At 72.6% G+C, this 16,803-nt stretch carries 20 protein-coding genes and 1 tRNA gene; 20 read left to right on the top strand and 1 reads right to left on the bottom strand.

Annotation, left to right across the window (positions count from 1 at the left end):
• Positions 1-7 precede the first annotated feature (7 nt).
• The 4 genes from RI578_RS04965 to RI578_RS04950 all read left to right on the top strand — a co-directional run bounded on the left by RI578_RS04965 (position 8) and on the right by RI578_RS04950 (position 2,140).
• Positions 8-595 carry a hemerythrin domain-containing protein gene (locus tag RI578_RS04965; RefSeq protein WP_310869916.1) on the top strand — a complete coding sequence of 196 codons (588 nt, stop codon included), beginning with the start codon at positions 8-10 and terminating at the stop codon, positions 593-595.
• Positions 596-680: 85 nt separating this feature from the next.
• Complete coding sequence (locus RI578_RS04960) at positions 681-932, top strand: hypothetical protein (protein WP_310869915.1); 252 nt, start codon at positions 681-683, stop codon at positions 930-932.
• 466 nt (positions 933-1,398) lie between these two features.
• Positions 1,399-1,614, top strand: coding sequence for a DUF5133 domain-containing protein (locus RI578_RS04955; protein WP_310869914.1), 216 nt, complete (start codon positions 1,399-1,401; stop codon positions 1,612-1,614).
• A 22-nt stretch (positions 1,615-1,636) separates the two neighbouring features.
• Positions 1,637-2,140: a DUF6098 family protein gene (locus tag RI578_RS04950; protein ID WP_310869913.1), complete on the top strand. Its 504-nt coding sequence runs from the start codon at positions 1,637-1,639 to the stop codon at positions 2,138-2,140.
• A gap of 12 nt (positions 2,141-2,152) precedes the next feature.
• Here the strand turns inward: RI578_RS04950 and RI578_RS04945 are convergent, their stop codons facing one another.
• Entirely contained in the window at positions 2,153-2,686 is a 534-nt protein-coding gene (locus RI578_RS04945) for a hypothetical protein (RefSeq protein WP_310869912.1), read from the bottom strand.
• A 133-nt stretch (positions 2,687-2,819) separates the two neighbouring features.
• Here RI578_RS04945 and RI578_RS04940 point away from each other — a divergent pair, with 133 nt between their 5' ends.
• From RI578_RS04940 to RI578_RS04865, 16 genes are all read left to right on the top strand, one after another.
• A complete protein-coding gene (locus tag RI578_RS04940; protein WP_310869911.1) occupies positions 2,820-3,284 on the top strand; it encodes a hypothetical protein in 465 nt (154 codons plus the stop codon).
• Entirely contained in the window at positions 3,281-4,468 is a 1,188-nt protein-coding gene (locus RI578_RS04935; RefSeq protein WP_310869910.1) for a zinc-dependent alcohol dehydrogenase, read from the top strand. Before RI578_RS04940 ends, RI578_RS04935 begins: the two co-directional genes overlap by 4 nt.
• A gap of 23 nt (positions 4,469-4,491) precedes the next feature.
• A complete protein-coding gene (locus RI578_RS04930) occupies positions 4,492-5,172 on the top strand; it encodes a phosphodiesterase (RefSeq protein ID WP_310869909.1) in 681 nt (226 codons plus the stop codon).
• An 831-nt stretch (positions 5,173-6,003) separates the two neighbouring features.
• Entirely contained in the window at positions 6,004-7,893 is a 1,890-nt protein-coding gene (locus RI578_RS04925; protein WP_310869908.1) for an ATP-binding protein, read from the top strand.
• A 104-nt stretch (positions 7,894-7,997) separates the two neighbouring features.
• Positions 7,998-8,432: a roadblock/LC7 domain-containing protein gene (locus RI578_RS04920; protein WP_279560566.1), complete on the top strand. Its 435-nt coding sequence runs from the start codon at positions 7,998-8,000 to the stop codon at positions 8,430-8,432.
• Between the two features lie 2 nt (positions 8,433-8,434).
• Positions 8,435-8,809: a DUF742 domain-containing protein gene (locus tag RI578_RS04915; protein ID WP_193776113.1), complete on the top strand. Its 375-nt coding sequence runs from the start codon at positions 8,435-8,437 to the stop codon at positions 8,807-8,809.
• On the top strand, positions 8,787-9,431 hold the full coding sequence (locus tag RI578_RS04910; protein WP_310869907.1) for an ATP/GTP-binding protein: 645 nt from the start codon (positions 8,787-8,789) through the stop codon (positions 9,429-9,431). The genes RI578_RS04915 and RI578_RS04910 overlap by 23 nt, the downstream gene beginning before the upstream one ends.
• Positions 9,432-9,513: 82 nt before the next feature.
• Complete coding sequence (locus tag RI578_RS04905; RefSeq protein ID WP_310869906.1) at positions 9,514-10,089, top strand: GAF domain-containing protein; 576 nt, start codon at positions 9,514-9,516, stop codon at positions 10,087-10,089.
• Between the two features lie 178 nt (positions 10,090-10,267).
• Positions 10,268-11,296, top strand: coding sequence for an L-threonine 3-dehydrogenase (tdh, locus tag RI578_RS04900; protein ID WP_310869905.1), 1,029 nt, complete (start codon positions 10,268-10,270; stop codon positions 11,294-11,296).
• Between the two features lie 40 nt (positions 11,297-11,336).
• Entirely contained in the window at positions 11,337-12,530 is a 1,194-nt protein-coding gene (locus RI578_RS04895; protein WP_310869904.1) for a glycine C-acetyltransferase, read from the top strand.
• Positions 12,531-12,589: 59 nt separating this feature from the next.
• Complete coding sequence (locus RI578_RS04890; RefSeq protein ID WP_310869903.1) at positions 12,590-13,492, top strand: LysR family transcriptional regulator; 903 nt, start codon at positions 12,590-12,592, stop codon at positions 13,490-13,492.
• Between the two features lie 46 nt (positions 13,493-13,538).
• Positions 13,539-14,126, top strand: coding sequence for an XRE family transcriptional regulator (locus tag RI578_RS04885; protein WP_310869902.1), 588 nt, complete (start codon positions 13,539-13,541; stop codon positions 14,124-14,126).
• Positions 14,123-14,668, top strand: a complete 546-nt coding sequence (locus tag RI578_RS04880) for a GNAT family N-acetyltransferase (RefSeq protein ID WP_310869901.1) — start codon at positions 14,123-14,125, stop codon at positions 14,666-14,668. The genes RI578_RS04885 and RI578_RS04880 overlap by 4 nt, the downstream gene beginning before the upstream one ends.
• Before the next feature lie 30 nt (positions 14,669-14,698).
• The gene (locus RI578_RS04875; protein ID WP_310869900.1) at positions 14,699-15,058 is read left to right on the top strand and encodes an MmcQ/YjbR family DNA-binding protein; all 360 of its coding nucleotides are present in this window, start codon (positions 14,699-14,701) and stop codon (positions 15,056-15,058) included.
• A gap of 167 nt (positions 15,059-15,225) precedes the next feature.
• Positions 15,226-16,551: an MFS transporter gene (locus tag RI578_RS04870; protein WP_310869899.1), complete on the top strand. Its 1,326-nt coding sequence runs from the start codon at positions 15,226-15,228 to the stop codon at positions 16,549-16,551.
• Between the two features lie 101 nt (positions 16,552-16,652).
• Positions 16,653-16,726 (top strand) — tRNA-Pro (locus RI578_RS04865).
• Positions 16,727-16,803 lie beyond the last annotated feature (77 nt).

Below are 16,803 nucleotides of genomic sequence, written 5' to 3'. Positions count from 1 at the left end.
GGCCGGGATGTCCGAGCTGAAGACCCCGCACGCCGGGGACGACCAGGCCAAGGACGACGACGTCGTCGCCCTGCTGATGCGCCAGCACGGTGACATCCGCAATCTCTTCGACGAGGTCGAGGCGGCCGAGGGCGAGGAGCGCCGCGATGCCTTCCGCCGGCTGGTGCGCCTGCTGGCCGTGCACGAGACGGCCGAGGAAGAGGTCGTCCACCCCTTCGCCCGGAAGGGATTCCCCGGCGGCGAGCAGGTCGTGAAGGACCGTCTCGCCGAGGAGAAGGCGGCCAAGGAAACACTGGCCGCCCTCGACGAACTGGACACCGACGACCCGAAGTTCATGCCCCAGCTGCTCAAGCTCCGCAAAGACGTCCAGGAGCACGCGCGGGCCGAGGAACGCTACGAGTTCAGCCACATCCGCCGCAGCACCGACGCCGTCAACCTGGCCGCGATGGCCAAGGCCATCAAGGCCGCCGAGGCCATGGCACCCACCCGGCCCCACCCGGGCGTCGAATCCGGGGCCAAGAACATGGCCCTCGGGCCGGTCGCCGCCCTCATGGACCGCACCAAGGACGCCGTCCGCAAAGCCATGGGCAAGTAGGTCCGCAACGGCCGCGCCCCGCGCCGGGTTGGATGGCCGGCCCGGGGCGCGCGGTCCGCGGACGGCACCGTCAAGGGGAAACCGTATGAAGATCGACGAGTCACTGGTAAGGAAGCTCCTGGACGCTCCGTCGGACGACACCGTCCTGGTGCTCCTGAAGGGCCGTGCTCAGGTGGTCGAGCAGGCTGCCCTCAACAGTGAGCGGTACCACGGGGCAGCCGTGCTGATTTCGCGCGCTGAGCTTGTGGAGCGGCTTGGCACTCCTTCGCCCGGCGAGGAGGAGATCACGCGCCTGTCGGCCTCCTTGCAGGACGCCGTTGACAAACTCGGTGCCTGACACCACCCCGCACCGGCGTGCCAGGCGGCCACCAAGCCTCAGCGAGCGCCTGGCGGAGCGCTTCACGGCAGTCGATAGCGGCTTCGACACCGACGAGGCTCAGCGCCGGCCTCACCGACCGCACTGAGACTCTGACGTTGGTGTGCTGGGAGATTTCCCATAGCACCGTGAACCCCTCGCCGGGGCCGATCTGGCTCAGGACGGTCCGATGACGACGGTGTGGACATCATGACGGGCGGGGCCGAGTGTGTCGGTGCTCTGCCCATTTGTGGCACGGACAACAAGTCCGAGGGGGTACTGACCGACCGGGATGTCACGACCTGGTCCAGGCCCGTCCACCGACTGAGCCGAACGCCGGCCCCGGACCTCAAGCCACCGGTGCGGAGCACCGGATTGGCGGCCCGAGCCCGGGGCACCCGGGTCGGTGTATGACCCATGTGAGCGACGGTGACGAGGGAGGCTCCCGATGCTCTTGGCACACCCCGCCGTGCTGAAGAACCTCATCGAACAGTACGAGACGCTGCGCGCCCTGCACGCCGAAAACGGCACCCAGGAAGCGCGTCGGCGTATGGAAGACGTCGCTTGCATGCTGCGCGTGTCGACCGGCACCCGCCAGATCGACGCCGCCCGCCACCGGCTGCCCGGAGCGCGTACCGAAGACGACTCCCTCCTGACCACCTGACCGGCATCGGTCTACCCGCACCATGACCATGACCGGCGATCTGCCGACGTTCAGCAGCCTCGACGAGCTCACCCGGCTCATCACTCGCCGCCGCGGCCTCTACGTGCGCTGGTCCCGCGGGCCGGAGAGCGACCTGCCGACGGCGAGCAGTACGGACGATCTGACCGGGATCAGGCTGCCGGGCCTGTCGGCCAGCCCGCTGGACGTCGAAGACTGGTGGGACGGGCGGTCCGTGCGAGTCTGGGTCGCCCGCCGACTGTACGACTACTGCCACCTGCCACACGTCAAGGACGCCCGCACTCGCCCCTGGATCCTGCACGGCTCCGAGACGGCCCGCGGACCGGACAACGAGCCCTTGGTGACGGAGATCGAACCCCTCGGCTGGATCGCCGACCAGGCGATCAGGGAAGCCTCCCGCGTCATCACCGAACAGCCGGGACGCTGGGGCCCACTCGACCGAGAGGAATCGTCCGAGAAACCGCCCGCATCCCTGGGGCCGTCACCGAGGCGGCACGACCGCCAGTAGCTTCGGGCGGCGCTACCGTCCCCACGCCTGGTCGCGAGGCACTGGGGCCACGTCCGCCTGCCGGCCGGTGCGAACCGTCGCATGGCGCTGCCCCGGACCGGGGCCCGAGCGACCTGCCAGGACATCAGCGACGATACCCGTCGCGAAGGCGTACACCGTCTTGTGCAGCAGGTCGACGACGAGTTCGCCGCGCGGCCAGGTCTGCGGCGGGGCACCAACGCCGGTGGCGTTCTCCAGGATCTGGTCGCTGGTGACCCGGACGACGGCGAACTTCCCCGACGACCACGGCCCGCGCAGCCCGGCGTGCGACATGACCGACCGCAGCACGCCGAGGAGGGCGCCCTGCCCCACGTGCATGGCCAGGTTCACTGGCACAGGCTGCCGGCCGGGATGCTCTCGCATGCCGGTCAGGCGTTCCAGGGTGCGGGCGGGGACGTGGGAGCCGGGCCGGCCGGTCAGCCGTTGCTCCGCCTTCTCGCTCAAGGTCATCACCAGCACCCCGGCCGTGCCGGCCACCAGTCCCTGCCACAGCGCACGTTTCATCATGCTGCGGCGAGTACCCACGGCTCCGCGGTCCACCTGCTCCGTTGCGCCTCGCAACCGTCGCCGTTTCGTTCGGGGGAGGGCGGAAACCCGGCGTCGGACGGTGGCCGCCGGACACCGGAGCGGAGGGCGTTCGATGAAGAAGCTGTGGTGGGCGGTTCCGGTCGCGGTCGTCGGGGCGGCGGCCGTGCGGCGGTCCCGGCCGGTGCACCGGGCCGGCGAGCGGACGGGTGACGGCTGGCTCACCGTGACGGTCAACCGTCCACCCACGGACGTGGGGTCGGAAGGGAAGCCGCCACCGCCCCTGAACGGGCTGGCGGAACGGATCGACGTACAGATCCGCCCGGCACCGGGCGACCGCGGCACAGAACTGGCCGCACGGTTCAGGGAGCCCGTGCCCGACGCGTCCACCTCCGCGCCCGCGCGTCTGGCCGGGCAGGACCCGCGCCAGGAACTGCGGCGCGCCCTGCGCGACGCCAAGGCCCTGCTGGAGGCGGGCGAGGTGCTGCGGCCCGACGCGCCGCCCACGACCCGCCCCACGATGGGCGGCAAGCTGGTCGAGGTGTTCACCCGCCGCTCTGGCGGGGAGGGAGTGCTGTGAAGGCGCTGTGTTGGGAAGGCGTAAACAAACTGTCCGTCGAGCAGGTCCCGGACCCGGAGCTGCGCAACGACCAGGACGTCATCGTGCGTCTGATCGCGGGTACCACCTGCGGCTCCGACCTGCACCTCATAGGCGGCTACATCCCCGCCATGCGCGCCGGTGACATCATCGGACACGAATTCGTCGGCGAGGTCGTGGAGACCGGGTCCGCCGTGCGCAAACACAAGGTCGGCGACCGGGTCGTCGTCTGTTCCTTCGTCGGCTGCGGGCGCTGCTGGTACTGCGCCAACGACCTGTGGTCCCTGTGCGACAACACCAACACCAACCCTGGCATCGGCCAGGCCCTCTTCGGCTACGAGACCGCCGGCATCTTCGGCTACTCGCACGCCATGGGCGGACTGCGCGGCAGCCATGCCGAATACGTCCGTGTCCCCTTCGCCGACTACGGCGCCTTCAAGGTCCCCGAGGGCATCGACGACATCAGCGCCCTGTTCGTCTCCGACTCCGTGCCCACCGGATGGATGGGCGCCGACCTGGCCGGGGTGAAGCCCGGTGACGTGGTCGCCGTCTGGGGCTGCGGCGCGGTGGGACAGATGGCCGCCCGGGCGGCCATCCTGAAGGGCGCCGAACGGGTCATCTCCATCGACCGCATCCCCGAGCGGCTGGCCATGACCGAACGGTACGTCGGCGCGGAGACCATCGACTACACCACCGCCGACGTCGCCGCGGAACTGCGCGAGCGTACCGGCGGCCGTGGCCCCGACGTGTGCATCGAGGCCGTCGGCATGGAAGCCCACAGCGACGGCCCGATGCACCTGTACGACCAGGCCAAGCAGCAGCTCCGCCTCCAGACCGACCGCCCCACCGCCGTACGCCAGGCCATCCACGCCTGTCGCAAGGCCGGCACGGTCTTCATCCTGGGCGTCTTCGCGGGCGCCGTCGACAAGTTCCCGCTCGGCGCCGTGATCAACAAGGGGCTCACCGTGCGCGGCGCCCAGATGCACGGGCAGCGGTACATCCCCATGCTCCTGGAGCGGATGACCGCGGGTGAGATCGAGACGGCCCACCTGGCCACCCACACCCTCACGCTCGACCAGGCGCCCACGGCGTACGACATGTTCAAGCACAAGACCGACGGGTGCGTCCGCGCAGTCATCCGCCCCGAGTCCCGAGGGGCCGCGTGATCGTCGGCCGCGCGGCTCACCGTGTGGCCGGCCGAGTGGCCCGGTGGCGTTCGGCACCGGCCCTGCACCCGCACGGGGTGCTGTGCACGGGAACGCTGACCGTGACCGGCCGGGCGGACGGCGACTGGAGTGCGCCCTGGCTGGACCGGCCGGGCACCTACCGGGTGACGGTGCGCTGGTCCCGTGCGCTCGGCCTGCCCCGGCGGCTGCCGGACGGACTGGGTCTGGCCGTGCGGGTCGAGGACACCGACGGCCTCGGCAACGCGCTCGACCTGCTGTTCACGTCCAGCCGCTCCGGCCGTCTCGGCCGCCACCTGCCCCTGCTGCGGTCCGACGCCCTGACCGGGCCGTACTCCACCCTGCTGTCCTACCGGGTGGGTGAGCGCGAACGGGTCCTGGCGGCCTTCCCGGTCCTCGGCCCGACCGGCGCCACGGAGGACACCATGCCGACGCTGTGGCAGGAGCTCGCTCGCCGGCCCGTCCACTTCGACCTGTGCGCCGCCGCACCCGACGAACCCTGGCGCACCTTCGCCGCACTGTCCCTGGAAGCCGTGCACCCCGCTCGGGCGACCAGCACCGTGTCCTACGACCCCTACGCCCACAGTCTGCCAGGGCTGCGTCCCACCGCACGGCTGCGCCGACTCCGCGACTGCGCGTACGCCGGCTCCCGCCACGGACGAACCGGTGACGAGCGCGATGAGTGACCGGTGGTCCGCCGCCGGGGAATGCCGGCTGTCGGGAAGGTGACGGGAGCCCCGGTTACCGAACGCGGCGCCCGGTCCGCAGCCCAGGCACGACGGGCTCGGGACGCCGCCTTCGACGTCCGCCGGCGCACGTCAGTCCCGTCCTGAACGAGGCCGAGGACAGCAGCGAGGGGTATTCACGGGGCCCACATGGTCACCGCGCCAGCGGGACGCCGGCCGCCCGAGGGCACGGCCGCCAGGCCGGCGCCGACGGCGGCGTCGACTTTCGTGGACGACTCCGGTGAGACCGTCGCGACGATGCCGGCCCCCACGATGTGGGACAGCCAGGTCGATCCGCGCTCCGGGGGAGCACGCCAACCGTGAGCGGGTCGCCATGGACGTCACCCGGTCCGGCACCACCATGCGGCTCACCCTGCACCCTGGCGCCGACTGGCTCGCCGCCCCCAGCACTCAGTACCCCGTGACGATCGACCCGGCGACGGACGATCTTCCGCCGTCACTCACGGTGACCGCTTTTGATCGAGTCGGACCGGTTGCCAGTGCTTCGGGAGCGGAAGCTTCACCGGCTTATCGGGCTGTCGTACGAAGCCTCATACCAGAGCGGGACGTTGTCCGAGGGACTTTGGCAACTGCCCACCGCACATGATGTGCGGGCGACTACTGTCAGTGTCCGTCGGGCGACGTAGACCGGATCCCCCGGTCCGCTCGGTCGACACCGCGACGACGCGTGCCCGCGTGGCGTCGCGTGTCCGCGTGGCATTCGCCACCACGCGCGAGCATCAGGGCCCGATCCGGGCCCGACGGACCAACGGACCAGTACGAGGACCCCCGATGTCTCACCTCCGCGCCCCGGCCGCGCGAGCAGACCGCCGCGAGGGCGGGCGGCACGGCCGGCCGGCCTCCCGTACCGCTCCCGCGCTGCCTGAGACCCACATACGCCCCCAACTCCTGCGTCTCGCCGTGCTGCCGCCCGTCGCGGTGGCCCTCGGCGCCTGCGCGGTCGTCCTGTTCACCATCCGGTCCACCGGCGCCCGGCCCGGCCTCGTCCTGTGGGGCGTGCTCGCGGGGGCGGTCTCGGTGACCCTCGCGGCCGTCGTCATCGCCGCCGTCGCCGCCGACCGCGCCGCGCGGTCCGTGCACGACCGCGTCGGCGCCCTGCGCCGCAGCACCGCGCGCTCGGAGGGCGATCTGCGCGCCGTGGTCGAGGCGTTGCGCCGCGGCGATACCCCGCCCCAGCGCAAACCGCGGGGCGGACCGCCGGACGACGCCGACGACTTCGAACTGCTCGCCGCCGACCTGTCCCGCGCCCACGACGGCGCCGTCACCGCCGTCGTCCGGGCCGCCCAGCTCTCCAGCCAGGCGGGCAGCGAACAGAAGCTGGAGGTCTTCGTCAACCTCGCCCGGCGCCTGCAGTCGCTGGTGCACCGGGAGATCTCCATCCTGGACGAGCTGGAGAACGAGATCGAGGACCCCGACCTCCTCAAGGGCCTCTTCCACGTCGACCACCTCGCCACCCGCATCCGCCGCCATGCCGAGAACCTCGCGGTGATGGGCGGCGCCGTCTCGCGCCGGCAGTGGAGCAACCCCGTCGACATGACCGAGGTGCTCCGCTCGGCCATCGCCGAGGTCGAGCAGTACTCGCGCGTCCGGCTGGTCCCGCCGATCGACGGCACCCTGCGCGGCCACGCCGTCGCCGACGTCATCCACCTGCTGGCCGAACTCGTCGAGAACGCCACCCTGTTCTCCGCCCCGCAGACCCAGGTGCTGATGCGCGCCAACCTCGTCACCTCGGGCCTCGCCGTCGAGGTCGAGGACCGCGGACTCGGCATGCCGGTCGGCGAGCAGAGCCGGATGAACGCCCTCCTCGCCGACCCCGACCAGGTCAACGTCGCCCGCCTGCTCGCGGACGGCCGCATCGGGCTGTACGTCGTCTCCCAGCTCGCCAAGAGGCACGGGATCACCGTCCGCCTGCAGACCAACATCTACGGCGGTGTCCAGGCCGTACTGGTCGTGCCGCAGGCCCTGTTGGGCACGGAGCCGGGAGCGCTCCCCGGGGGCGGGGCCCGGCCGGCGGAGGCCGGCGGGGCCGAACCCGTGCCGCTGCCGCCGCCCCGGCAGCAGCCGCGGACCGACGCCCCCGCGACGCCGCCGGCCGCCGCCACGCCCGCAGCCACGCCCGCTCCCGTCCCCTTCGCGCCCGCCCCCACGGTGCCCGCGCCGGCCCCGGCCCGCCGGGCGGACGCAGGCGAACCCGTGCCGCTGCCCGTGCGCGGCGCCCACCGGGACCGGCCCACTCCGGCAGCCGCCGTGCCCGGTGTCCGGCCCGAGGACCGGGGCGTCCTCGCCGAGCACGCGGCCACCCCGCCCGTCCCGCGCCACAGTGCGGTGCGCGGCACCATGGGCAAGCCCCAACTGCCCCGCCGCCGCGCCCAGGAGCACATCGTTCCCCAGCTGCGCGACGGCCCCGCACCGCGCCAGGAACCCGAGCAGCACGTCGGCCACGACCCCGGGCTCATGGCCGCCTTCCAACGCGGCATCGGCCTCGCGGAGGCCCAGCAGCACAGGGAGCCGACCCCCATGGAACCGACCCGCCTCGATCCGCCACCGGCCTCCATGGAACCTGCCCCCGTGGAGCCGATCCACATGGAGCCCACCCCCACGGAGCCCACCCCCATGGAACCGACCCCCATGGAACCGACCCACAGGGACCCGGCCGGATGAGCAACCCCGTGACCACCCCCCGCTTCCTCTCCACCCCCATCCCTACCCCCACCACCACGACCAGCGCTCCCGCAGACCTTCGCACCCCAAGGAGTCGATCCACCATGGCGAGCGACGCGCCGACCGGCCATGTATCCGACCTCGACTGGCTGATGAGCGGCCTCGTGCAGCGCGTGCCGCACACGTCCAGCGCGGTGCTCCTGTCCTGCGACGGACTGGTGAAGTCCGTCCACGGCCTCGACGCGGACAGCGCCGACCACATGGCGGCCCTGGCCTCCGGCCTGTACTCCCTCGGCCGCAGCGCCGGTGTCCGCTTCGGCGACGGCGGGGACGTACGGCAGGTCGTCGTCGAACTCGACTCGACCCTGCTCTTCGTCACCACCGCCGGCTCCGGCACCTGCCTCGCCGTGCTGGCCGGCCGCGAGGCCGACGCGGCCGTGCTCGGCTACGAGATGGCGATGCTGGTCAAGAGCGTCCGCCCCTACCTGGTCACCGCGCCCCGGCAGCACGCCGTCGAACCCCCGGCGATGAGGCCTTGAGGGTGGCCGCGGCCGGCGACGGGCCCTGGCTCGACGACGCGGCCGGACGGCTGGTGCGCCCCTTCACCGTGAGCAACGGCCGTACCCGGCCCACCGTCGAGCTCGACCTGATGTCCCAGGTGATGGCCACGGGGGCGACCCCCCTCGGTTACCTCGGTCCCGAACACGCGCAGGCACTCGACCTGTGCCGGGCGCCCCTCCCGGTCGCCGAGCTCGCCGCCCATCTGAGGCTTCCGGTGGCAGTCACCAAGGTGCTGCTGTCGGACCTCGTCGACTGCGGCGCGCTGACCACCAAACCCCCCGCCTCGTTCCACCACAACCCCACGGACCGGGCCCTTCTGGAGGCAGTGCTCGATGGACTACGACGACAGCTCTGACTACGGCCACGGACCCGTCCCGGGATCCGGCCACGACACCACCGACCCCTTCCCCACCGCGCTGAAGATCCTCGTGGCGGGTGGGTTCGGGGTGGGCAAGACGACCTTCGTCGGCGCGGTCAGCGAGATCGCACCGCTGAGCACGGAGGAACTGCTCACCACGGTCAGCGCCGCGACCGACAACCTCGACGGAATCGAGAACAAACTCGAGACGACCGTGGCCATGGACTTCGGCCGCCTCACCCTCGACCCGGAACACGTGCTGTACCTGTTCGGGACGCCCGGCCAGGAACGGTTCTGGTTCATGTGGGACGAGTTGTGCGAGGGCGCGCTCGGTGCCGTGATCATCGCCGACACCCGCCGCCTGGAGGAGTCGTTCGCCGCCGTCGACTTCTTCGAGGAGCGCGGACTCGGCTTCATCGTCGCGATCAACGAGTTCGACGGTGCGTACCGCTACGACCCCGAGGAGGTGCGCGCCGCCATGGACCTCCATCCCGAGATCCCCATCGTGCGCTGCGACGCCCGGATCTCCAGTTCCGGCGTACAGACCCTGCTCACCCTCGTACGCCACCTCATCGCCCACACACCGGCCCCCACGACGGGGCACGGCGCCCACAGGTGATCCCCAGGTGACCCCAGGTGATTCCCGTACCCACCGCCACGGAGCCGCACATGACGCACGCCCACAGCGACGGAGCCCGCCCATGAGCTATGACCCGCCGCGCCCGGTCGGACGGCTGCTGCTCACTCCCGAGGACCGGGAGGCCCCCGCACGGGTGCGACGGCTGCGTCGGCTCGGGCTGGCGGAACGCCCGGATCCGGCCCTCGACGCCTACGCGGCCCATCTCGCCCATCTCGCCGAGGCGCCGTACGCGATGGTCAACTTCCTGGTCGAGGGCGGGCAGTTCTTCGCGGGCCTGCGGGTGCCCGAGATCGCGCCGGTGACGCGGGGGGACGGCACCAGTCCCGAGTTCGCCCGGGTCCAGCCGCGCGACCACGGCTTCTGCCCCCATGTGGTGGTCCGGCGCAAGGCCCTGGTCCTGGAGGACGTGCGCGACTATCCGCGCTTCGCGGGCAACCCGGTCGTCGACGAGTTCGGCATCCGCTCCTACCTGGGAGCCCCGCTCATCGACAGCACGGGGACGGTGCTGGGCGCGGTGTCCGCCGCCGACGTGAGGCCTCGGACCTGGGGGAAGGCGGGCCTGGCGACGATCAAGTCGACGGCGGCCGATCTCGTACGGCGCATCGAACGCAGCGCGGAGGACGGGCTCCCGCTGTGAGCCGACGGGCGCGACCGGTGTGAGGGCGTGAAGGAAAGCTGCGACCGGGCTTAAGAAAGGCTCGATGGACCCGGGGCGGTGTCGTACGGCAGATTGCTGTGCGATTCCCCTCCCCTTCCCGGACGCGGGCTGCCTCTGCATGCCCGGTGCCGGGACCTCACCGTCAGGAGCCGTAGCGTTGAAGGCGCTGGTCAAGGAGAAGGCGGAGCCCGGCCTCCGGCTCGCGGACGTACCCGAGCCCGTCATCGGACCCGGTGACGTGCTCATCAAGGTGCTGCGCACCGGCATCTGCGGCACCGACCTGCACATCCGGGCCTGGGACGGCTGGGCCCAGCAGGCCATCCGCACCCCGCTCGTCGTGGGTCACGAGTTCGTCGGCGAGGTCGTCGACACCGGTCGGGACGTCACCGACACCAAGGCCGGTGACCGGGTCAGCGGCGAAGGACACCTGGTCTGCGGCAAGTGCCGCAACTGCCTGGCCGGCCGGCGCCACCTGTGCCGCGCCACCGTCGGGCTCGGCGTCGGCCGGGACGGGGCGTTCGCCGAGTACGTCGCCCTGCCCGCCACCAACGTCTGGGTGCACCGCGTCCCCGTCGACCTCGACGTCGCCGCGATCTTCGACCCGTTCGGCAACGCCGTGCACACCGCCCTGTCCTTCCCGCTGGTCGGCGAGGACGTCCTCATCACCGGCGCCGGGCCGATCGGCCTGATGGCGGCCGCCGTCGCCCGGCACGCGGGGGCCCGCAACGTCGTGATCACCGACGTGAGCGAGGAACGCCTGGACCTGGCGCTCAAGGTCGGCGTGAGCCTCGCCCTCGACGTGTCGAAGTCGACCATCGCCGACGGACAGCGCGAACTGGGCCTGCGCGAGGGCTTCGACATCGGCCTGGAGATGTCCGGCCGCCCCGAGGCCATGCGCGACATGATCGCCAACATGACGCACGGCGGCCGGATCGCCATGCTCGGCCTGCCGTCCGAGGAGTTCCCGGTCGACTGGGCCCGGATCGTCACCTCGATGATCACCGTCAAGGGCATCTACGGCCGCGAGATGTTCGAGACCTGGTACGCCATGTCGGTGCTGCTCGAAGGCGGCCTCGACCTCGCCCCCGTCATCACCGGCCGCTACAGCCACCGCGACCACGAGGCGGCGTTCGAGGACGCGGCCGGCGGCAAGGGCGGCAAGGTCATCCTCGACTGGACCGCGTAAGTCACCGCGTAAGCCAACTGCCTTCCTAGGAGCTACCGATATGTTCGACTCCGTGCGCGACGACCTGCGCGCCACCCTCGACGAGATCCGCGCCGCCGGCCTGCACAAGCCCGAGCGCGTGATCGGCACCCCGCAGTCCGCGACCGTGAACGTCACCGCGGGCGGCCGTCCCGGCGAGGTCCTCAACTTCTGCGCCAACAACTACCTCGGCCTCGCCGACCACCCCGAGGTCGTCGCCGCCGCCCACGAGGCGCTGGACCGCTGGGGCTACGGCATGGCGTCCGTGCGCTTCATCTGCGGCACCCAGGAGGTGCACAAGGAACTGGAGGCCCGGCTCTCCGCGTTCCTCGGCCAGGAGGACACGATCCTCTACTCCTCCTGCTTCGACGCCAACGGCGGCGTCTTCGAGACCCTCCTCGGCCCCGAGGACGCGGTGATCTCGGACGCCCTGAACCACGCCTCGATCATCGACGGCATCCGCCTCAGCAAGGCCAGGCGCCTGCGCTACGCCAACCGCGACATGGCCGACCTGGAGGCGCAGCTCAAGGCCGCGGGCGACGCGCGCCGCAAGCTGATCGTCACCGACGGCGTCTTCTCCATGGACGGCTACGTCGCCCCGCTCCGCGACATCTGCGACCTGGCCGACCGCTACGACGCCATGGTCATGGTCGACGACTCGCACGCCGTCGGCTTCGTCGGACCCGGCGGGCGCGGCACCCCCGAGCTGCACGGCGTCATGGACCGCGTCGACATCATCACCGGCACCCTCGGCAAGGCCCTCGGCGGCGCCTCCGGCGGCTATGTCGCCGCGCGCGCCGAGATCGTCGCCCTGCTGCGCCAGCGCTCCCGGCCGTACCTCTTCTCCAACACGCTGGCCCCGGTGATCGCGGCCGCCTCCCTCAAGGTGCTCGACCTGCTGGAGTCGGCCGACGACCTGCGCGTCCGGCTGGCCGAGAACACCGCCCTGTTCCGCCGCCGGATGACCGAGGAGGGCTTCGACATCCTCCCCGGCGACCACGCCATCGCGCCGGTGATGATCGGCGACGCGTCGAAGGCGGGCCGCATGGCCGAGCTGCTGCTGGAGCGCGGGGTGTACGTGATCGGCTTCTCCTACCCGGTCGTGCCGCAGGGCCAGGCCCGCATCCGGGTGCAGCTGTCCGCCGCCCACTCCACGGAGGACGTGAACCGCGCGGTGGACGCCTTCGCGGCGGCGCGCAAGGAGCTGGACGCCTGACGCGGGCGTGACCTGCGGCCACGGGCGCGGCGGGTGCGGCGGGTGAGAGAATCGATCCCGTGATCGAAGCGCGGCGGCTGCACATCCTCCGAGCGGTGGCGGACCACCGCACCGTGACGGCGGCTGCCGCCGCGCTGTACCTCACCCCGTCGGCGGTCTCCCAGCAGCTGGCCGCCCTGGAGCAGGAGACCGGCCACCGCCTGGTCGAGCGCGGCGCCAAGGGCGTACGGCTGACCCCGGCCGGCGAGATCCTGCTCAGCCACACCAACGCCGTCCTCGCCCAGCTGGAGCGGGCCGAGGCGGAACTCGCCGCGTACAGCTCGGGCGACGCGGGCACGGTCACGGTCGCCTCCTTCGCGACCGGTATCGCACTGGTCGTCGCGCCCGCGCTGGCCCGCCTCGCCGAGTCGGCGCCCGGCATCCGCATCCGCGTCCAGGACGCCGAGGGCGACGCCAGCCTGCCGATGGTCCTCGACCGGCAGGTCGACGTGGCCGTCGCCGTCGAGTACCGGGGGGCGCCACCCGCCGACGATCCGCGCCTGACCCACGTCCCCCTGTACGCCGAGCCCTTCGACGCCGTCGTCCCGCTCGGCCACCGGCTCGCCGATGCCGACGAGGTGCCGCTCGGGGAGCTTGCCAAGGACGCGTGGATCGGCCCCTACCCGGGCAACCCCTGCCATGACGTGGTGGTCCTGGCCTGCGAGCACGCCGGCTTCCAGCCCCGCATGGAGCACTCCTCGGACGACTTCCGCGCGGTCGTGTCGCTCGCCGCGGCCGACGTCGGCGTGGCACTCGTCCCGCGCTCGGCCCTGCACGGCACGGACCTCACGGGCGTGGTCGTCCGCCCGGTCGACGGGGTCGCGCCCACCCGCCGCGTCTTCGCGGCGGTGCGCCGGGGAGCCGAGGAGCACCCGCTGATCCGCCCGGTCCTGGACGCGCTGGACGAGGCGGCCCGGGCGTGAGGTCTCCGTAACACGGCCGTCTCATATCCGGGATAGCGTCCCGAATATGAGAGACACGGATGAGGAGCCGAAGGCTCCCGACCTCGTGGACGCCCGGCTCGCCGCCCGGCTGGCCGAGCTGCGCGCCGAACGCGGCTGGTCGCTAGGGGAATTGGCGGAGCGCAGCGGAGTGAGCCGGTCCACCCTGTCCCGCGCCGAACGGGCGGAGATCAGCCCCACCGCCTCCCTGCTGAACCGCCTGTGCGCCGTCTACGGACGAACCATGTCCCGGCTGCTCAGTGAGGTCGAGGCGGAACCCGCGCTGCTGGTGCGCGCCGGCGAGCAGCCGCTGTGGGAGGACCGGGCCGCCGGATTCGTACGCCGCTCCGTGTCCCCGCCGCACGCCGGGCTGCGCGGCGAACTGGTCGAGGGACGGCTCGCCGCAGGCGCCGACCTCGCCTACGACCGGCCGCCCGTGCCCGGCCTGGAACAGCACATCTGGGTCCTGGACGGAGCCCTGGAGGTGACGGCCCAGGACGTCGAGCACCACCTCGGCACCGGGGACTGCCTGCGGATGCGGGTGTGGGGGCCGACGAGGTTCCGGTGCGCCGGCCCCGAGGACGCGCGCTATGTGCTGGCGGTGGTGCTGCCGTGATCGTGACCCAAGTGGACGAGGGGCGGCTCACGGCCCTGCTGGAGGAGCTGGCCGACCTGCTGACCGACACCGTCGAGGGCGGCGCGTCCGTCGGCTTCCTCGCGCCGCTCGACCGGGCGGACGCCGTCGCCTGGTGGCGGGAGCGGGCCGCGGCCGTCGCCGCCGGGCGACTCGCCGTCTGGGTCGCGCACGACGGGGACCGGGTGCTCGGAACGGTGAGCCTCGCCCTGCCCGACAAGCCCAACAGCCGCCACCGCGCCGAGCTGGTCAAGCTGATGGTCTCGCGCGCGGCGCGCGGCCGGGGGCTGGGCCGCCGGCTCCTGACCGCCGCCGAGGAGGCGGCCGCGGCGGCCGGCCTCACCCTGCTCCACCTGGACACCGAGACCGGCAGCCCCGCCGAGCACCTCTACCGCTCCACCGGGTGGACCCGCGCCGGTACGATCCCCGACTACGCGGCGGACCCGGGCGGGCAACTGCGGCCGACGACGCTCTACTTCAAGCAGGTCGGCGGGGAGGCGGGCGCCCCGGCCGGCGCCGGGTGAATGTCAGTGGCGGCGGCTACCGTGCCTGACATGCCGGACGCAGAAGACGTACGCCGTATCGCCCTGTCCCTGCCGGAAACGACGGAGAAGGTCGCCTGGAACATGCCCACGTTCCGGGTCGCGGGGAAGATGTTCGCCACACTGCCCGAGGACGAGACCTCCATCGCGGTGCGCTGCCCCAAGGAGGAGCGCGACGAACTCGTGCTGGCCGAGCCGGGGAAGTTCTGGATCGCGGGCCACGAGGCGCAGTTCGCCTGGGTGCGGGCCCGCCTCGCCGCCCTGGAGGGCGAGGACGAGCTGCGCGACATCCTCGCCGACTCCTGGCGCCAGGCGGCCCCGACCCGGCTGCTGGAGGCCCACCCCCGGCTGGGGCTGCCGGCCGGGGGCTGAAAACCCCTCGGGCGTTGTCAGTGCCCCGTGGCATGATCCGGGGCGTGCGTGGCAGCCGGGGCCGGAGGGGGGCTCCGGCTGTCGGACGTACGACGCGCGCGGGGATCAGCAGGGGCCGCACGGGGCGGGTGGCCGGCGGGGGCCGGCCGTGGAGGGGAGAGCGCGGGATGGCCGGGACGTCGTCGCAGCCCAGGCACGAGCGGGCGGCCGGAGTGGGCGCGGCGCGAGCCGTCTGGTCGCGGGACTTCGGGCTGTTCTTCGTGGCCCGGGCCATCGCCCGGCTGGGCGACACCATGCTGCCCGTCGCGCTCGCCGCCGGTCTGCTCCAGCACGGGTATGGGGCGGGCGCGGTCGGTCTCGCCATGGCCGCGACGGCCGCCGCGTTCGCCGGCCTGGTCGTCTTCGGCGGGGTCCTCGCCGACCGCTTCAGCACCCGCAAACTGATGATCGGCGCCGACCTGGTGCGGCTCGGCACCCAGGCGCTGGCCGCCGGCCTGTTCTTCTCCGGCCACGTCGTGCTGTGGCAGATCTGCGCCATCGGTTTCGTCAACGGCGTCGCGGGCGCCGTCTTCCAGCCCGGCGTCGCCAGCACCGTGCCCCGGCTCGCCTCCGACATCCAGGGCGCGAACGGCGCGATACGCGTCGCCGAGTCCGCCGCCCAGCTCGCCGGACCCGCCGTCGCCGGCCTCCTGGTCGGCTTCGCCTCACCGGGCGGGGTCTTCGCCGCCCACGCGACCACGTACGGAATCAGCGCCCTGTGCCTGCTGCTGCTCCGGCTGCCCCCGCTCGCGCCGGGCGGCCGAGTGATGGTCGGCGGCGGGACGAAGGCCTTCCGCGCCGACCTGGTCGAGGGGTGGCGGGAGTTCCGCTCCCGGCGGTGGCTGTGGAGCGTCATCGCCGTCTGGTGCGTCTACATGATCGCCGTGTGGGGCCCGACCGTCCCGCTGGTGGCGACCGAGGTGGTGCAGGAGCACGGCCCACGCGCGTACGGCCTGGTCAACTCCGCCCTGGGCGCGGGCACCGTCGTCGGCGGGCTCCTCGCGCTGCGGCTGCGCCCCCGCCGCATGCTCCGCGCCGGCGCGATCGCCCTCGTCGGCTTCGCCGCCTTCCCCGCGAGCGTCGGAGCCGGGCTCGGCGTACCCGCCATGGCGGCCGGAGCCGCCGTCGCCGGGGCCGGGATGTCCTTCTGGGGCGTCATGTGGGCGACCAGTGTGCAGACCCAGGTCCCGCCGGACGTCCTCAACCGCATCCACGCCTACGACGTGGCGGGCTCGCTGGCCATGATGCCCGTCGGCCAGGCCCTCGCGGGACCGGCCGCCTCGGCCATCGGCGCCGACCACGTGCTGCTCGTCGCCGGCGCGACGAGCTTCGCCGTCTGCGCCGCGCTGCTGCTGATACCGGCGGTACGCGGACTGGTGCGGGTCGACGCGGCCGCGGCCGGCTCCGAGCGCACGGCGGCCACGCCCGAACCGTCCCGTGCGGAGAAGTGCTGACGGCGGACCGCGCCCCGGAAAGCGATGCGCGACCACCGGCCCGAGTGCGGTATGGTTTTCCTGCGCGTTCGGCCGGGGGAAACCCCAGGTCAGACGGGCAACGGGACGTGGCGCAGCTTGGTAGCGCACTTGACTGGGGGTCAAGGGGTCGCAGGTTCAAATCCTGTCGTCCCGACTGGAGACAGTCGTTGATCGAGGGGCGGTTTCGGAGAGATCCGAAACCGCCCCTCGATTGTCTGCCCTGCGGCGTGG

The organism is Streptomyces sp. BB1-1-1 (assembly GCF_031597775.1).
GTDB classification, from domain to species: domain Bacteria; phylum Actinomycetota; class Actinomycetes; order Streptomycetales; family Streptomycetaceae; genus Streptomyces; species Streptomyces thinghirensis.
The sequence above is the reverse complement of the archived record's forward strand: the minus strand, read 5'-3'. Positions and strand labels throughout refer to the sequence as shown.

Excerpts from the sequence above, each read along its gene's own strand:
- RI578_RS04905 (WP_310869906.1), top strand. The coding sequence starts at position 9,514 with ATGAGCTATGACCCGCCGCGCCCGGTCGGACGGCTGCTGCTCACTCCC.
- RI578_RS04875 (WP_310869900.1), top strand. The coding sequence starts at position 14,699 with ATGCCGGACGCAGAAGACGTACGCCGTATCGCCCTGTCCCTGCCGGAA.
- RI578_RS04965 (WP_310869916.1), top strand. The coding sequence starts at position 8 with ATGTCCGAGCTGAAGACCCCGCACGCCGGGGACGACCAGGCCAAGGAC.
- RI578_RS04870 (WP_310869899.1), top strand. The coding sequence starts at position 15,226 with ATGGCCGGGACGTCGTCGCAGCCCAGGCACGAGCGGGCGGCCGGAGTG.
- RI578_RS04940 (WP_310869911.1), top strand. The coding sequence starts at position 2,820 with ATGAAGAAGCTGTGGTGGGCGGTTCCGGTCGCGGTCGTCGGGGCGGCG.
- RI578_RS04920 (WP_279560566.1), top strand. The coding sequence starts at position 7,998 with ATGGCGAGCGACGCGCCGACCGGCCATGTATCCGACCTCGACTGGCTG.
- RI578_RS04925 (WP_310869908.1), top strand. The coding sequence starts at position 6,004 with ATGTCTCACCTCCGCGCCCCGGCCGCGCGAGCAGACCGCCGCGAGGGC.
- RI578_RS04910 (WP_310869907.1), top strand. The coding sequence starts at position 8,787 with ATGGACTACGACGACAGCTCTGACTACGGCCACGGACCCGTCCCGGGA.
- RI578_RS04945 (WP_310869912.1), bottom strand. The coding sequence starts at position 2,686 with ATGATGAAACGTGCGCTGTGGCAGGGACTGGTGGCCGGCACGGCCGGG.
- RI578_RS04960 (WP_310869915.1), top strand. The coding sequence starts at position 681 with ATGAAGATCGACGAGTCACTGGTAAGGAAGCTCCTGGACGCTCCGTCG.
- RI578_RS04950 (WP_310869913.1), top strand. The coding sequence starts at position 1,637 with ATGACCATGACCGGCGATCTGCCGACGTTCAGCAGCCTCGACGAGCTC.
- RI578_RS04885 (WP_310869902.1), top strand. The coding sequence starts at position 13,539 with ATGAGAGACACGGATGAGGAGCCGAAGGCTCCCGACCTCGTGGACGCC.
- RI578_RS04955 (WP_310869914.1), top strand. The coding sequence starts at position 1,399 with ATGCTCTTGGCACACCCCGCCGTGCTGAAGAACCTCATCGAACAGTAC.
- RI578_RS04895 (WP_310869904.1), top strand. The coding sequence starts at position 11,337 with ATGTTCGACTCCGTGCGCGACGACCTGCGCGCCACCCTCGACGAGATC.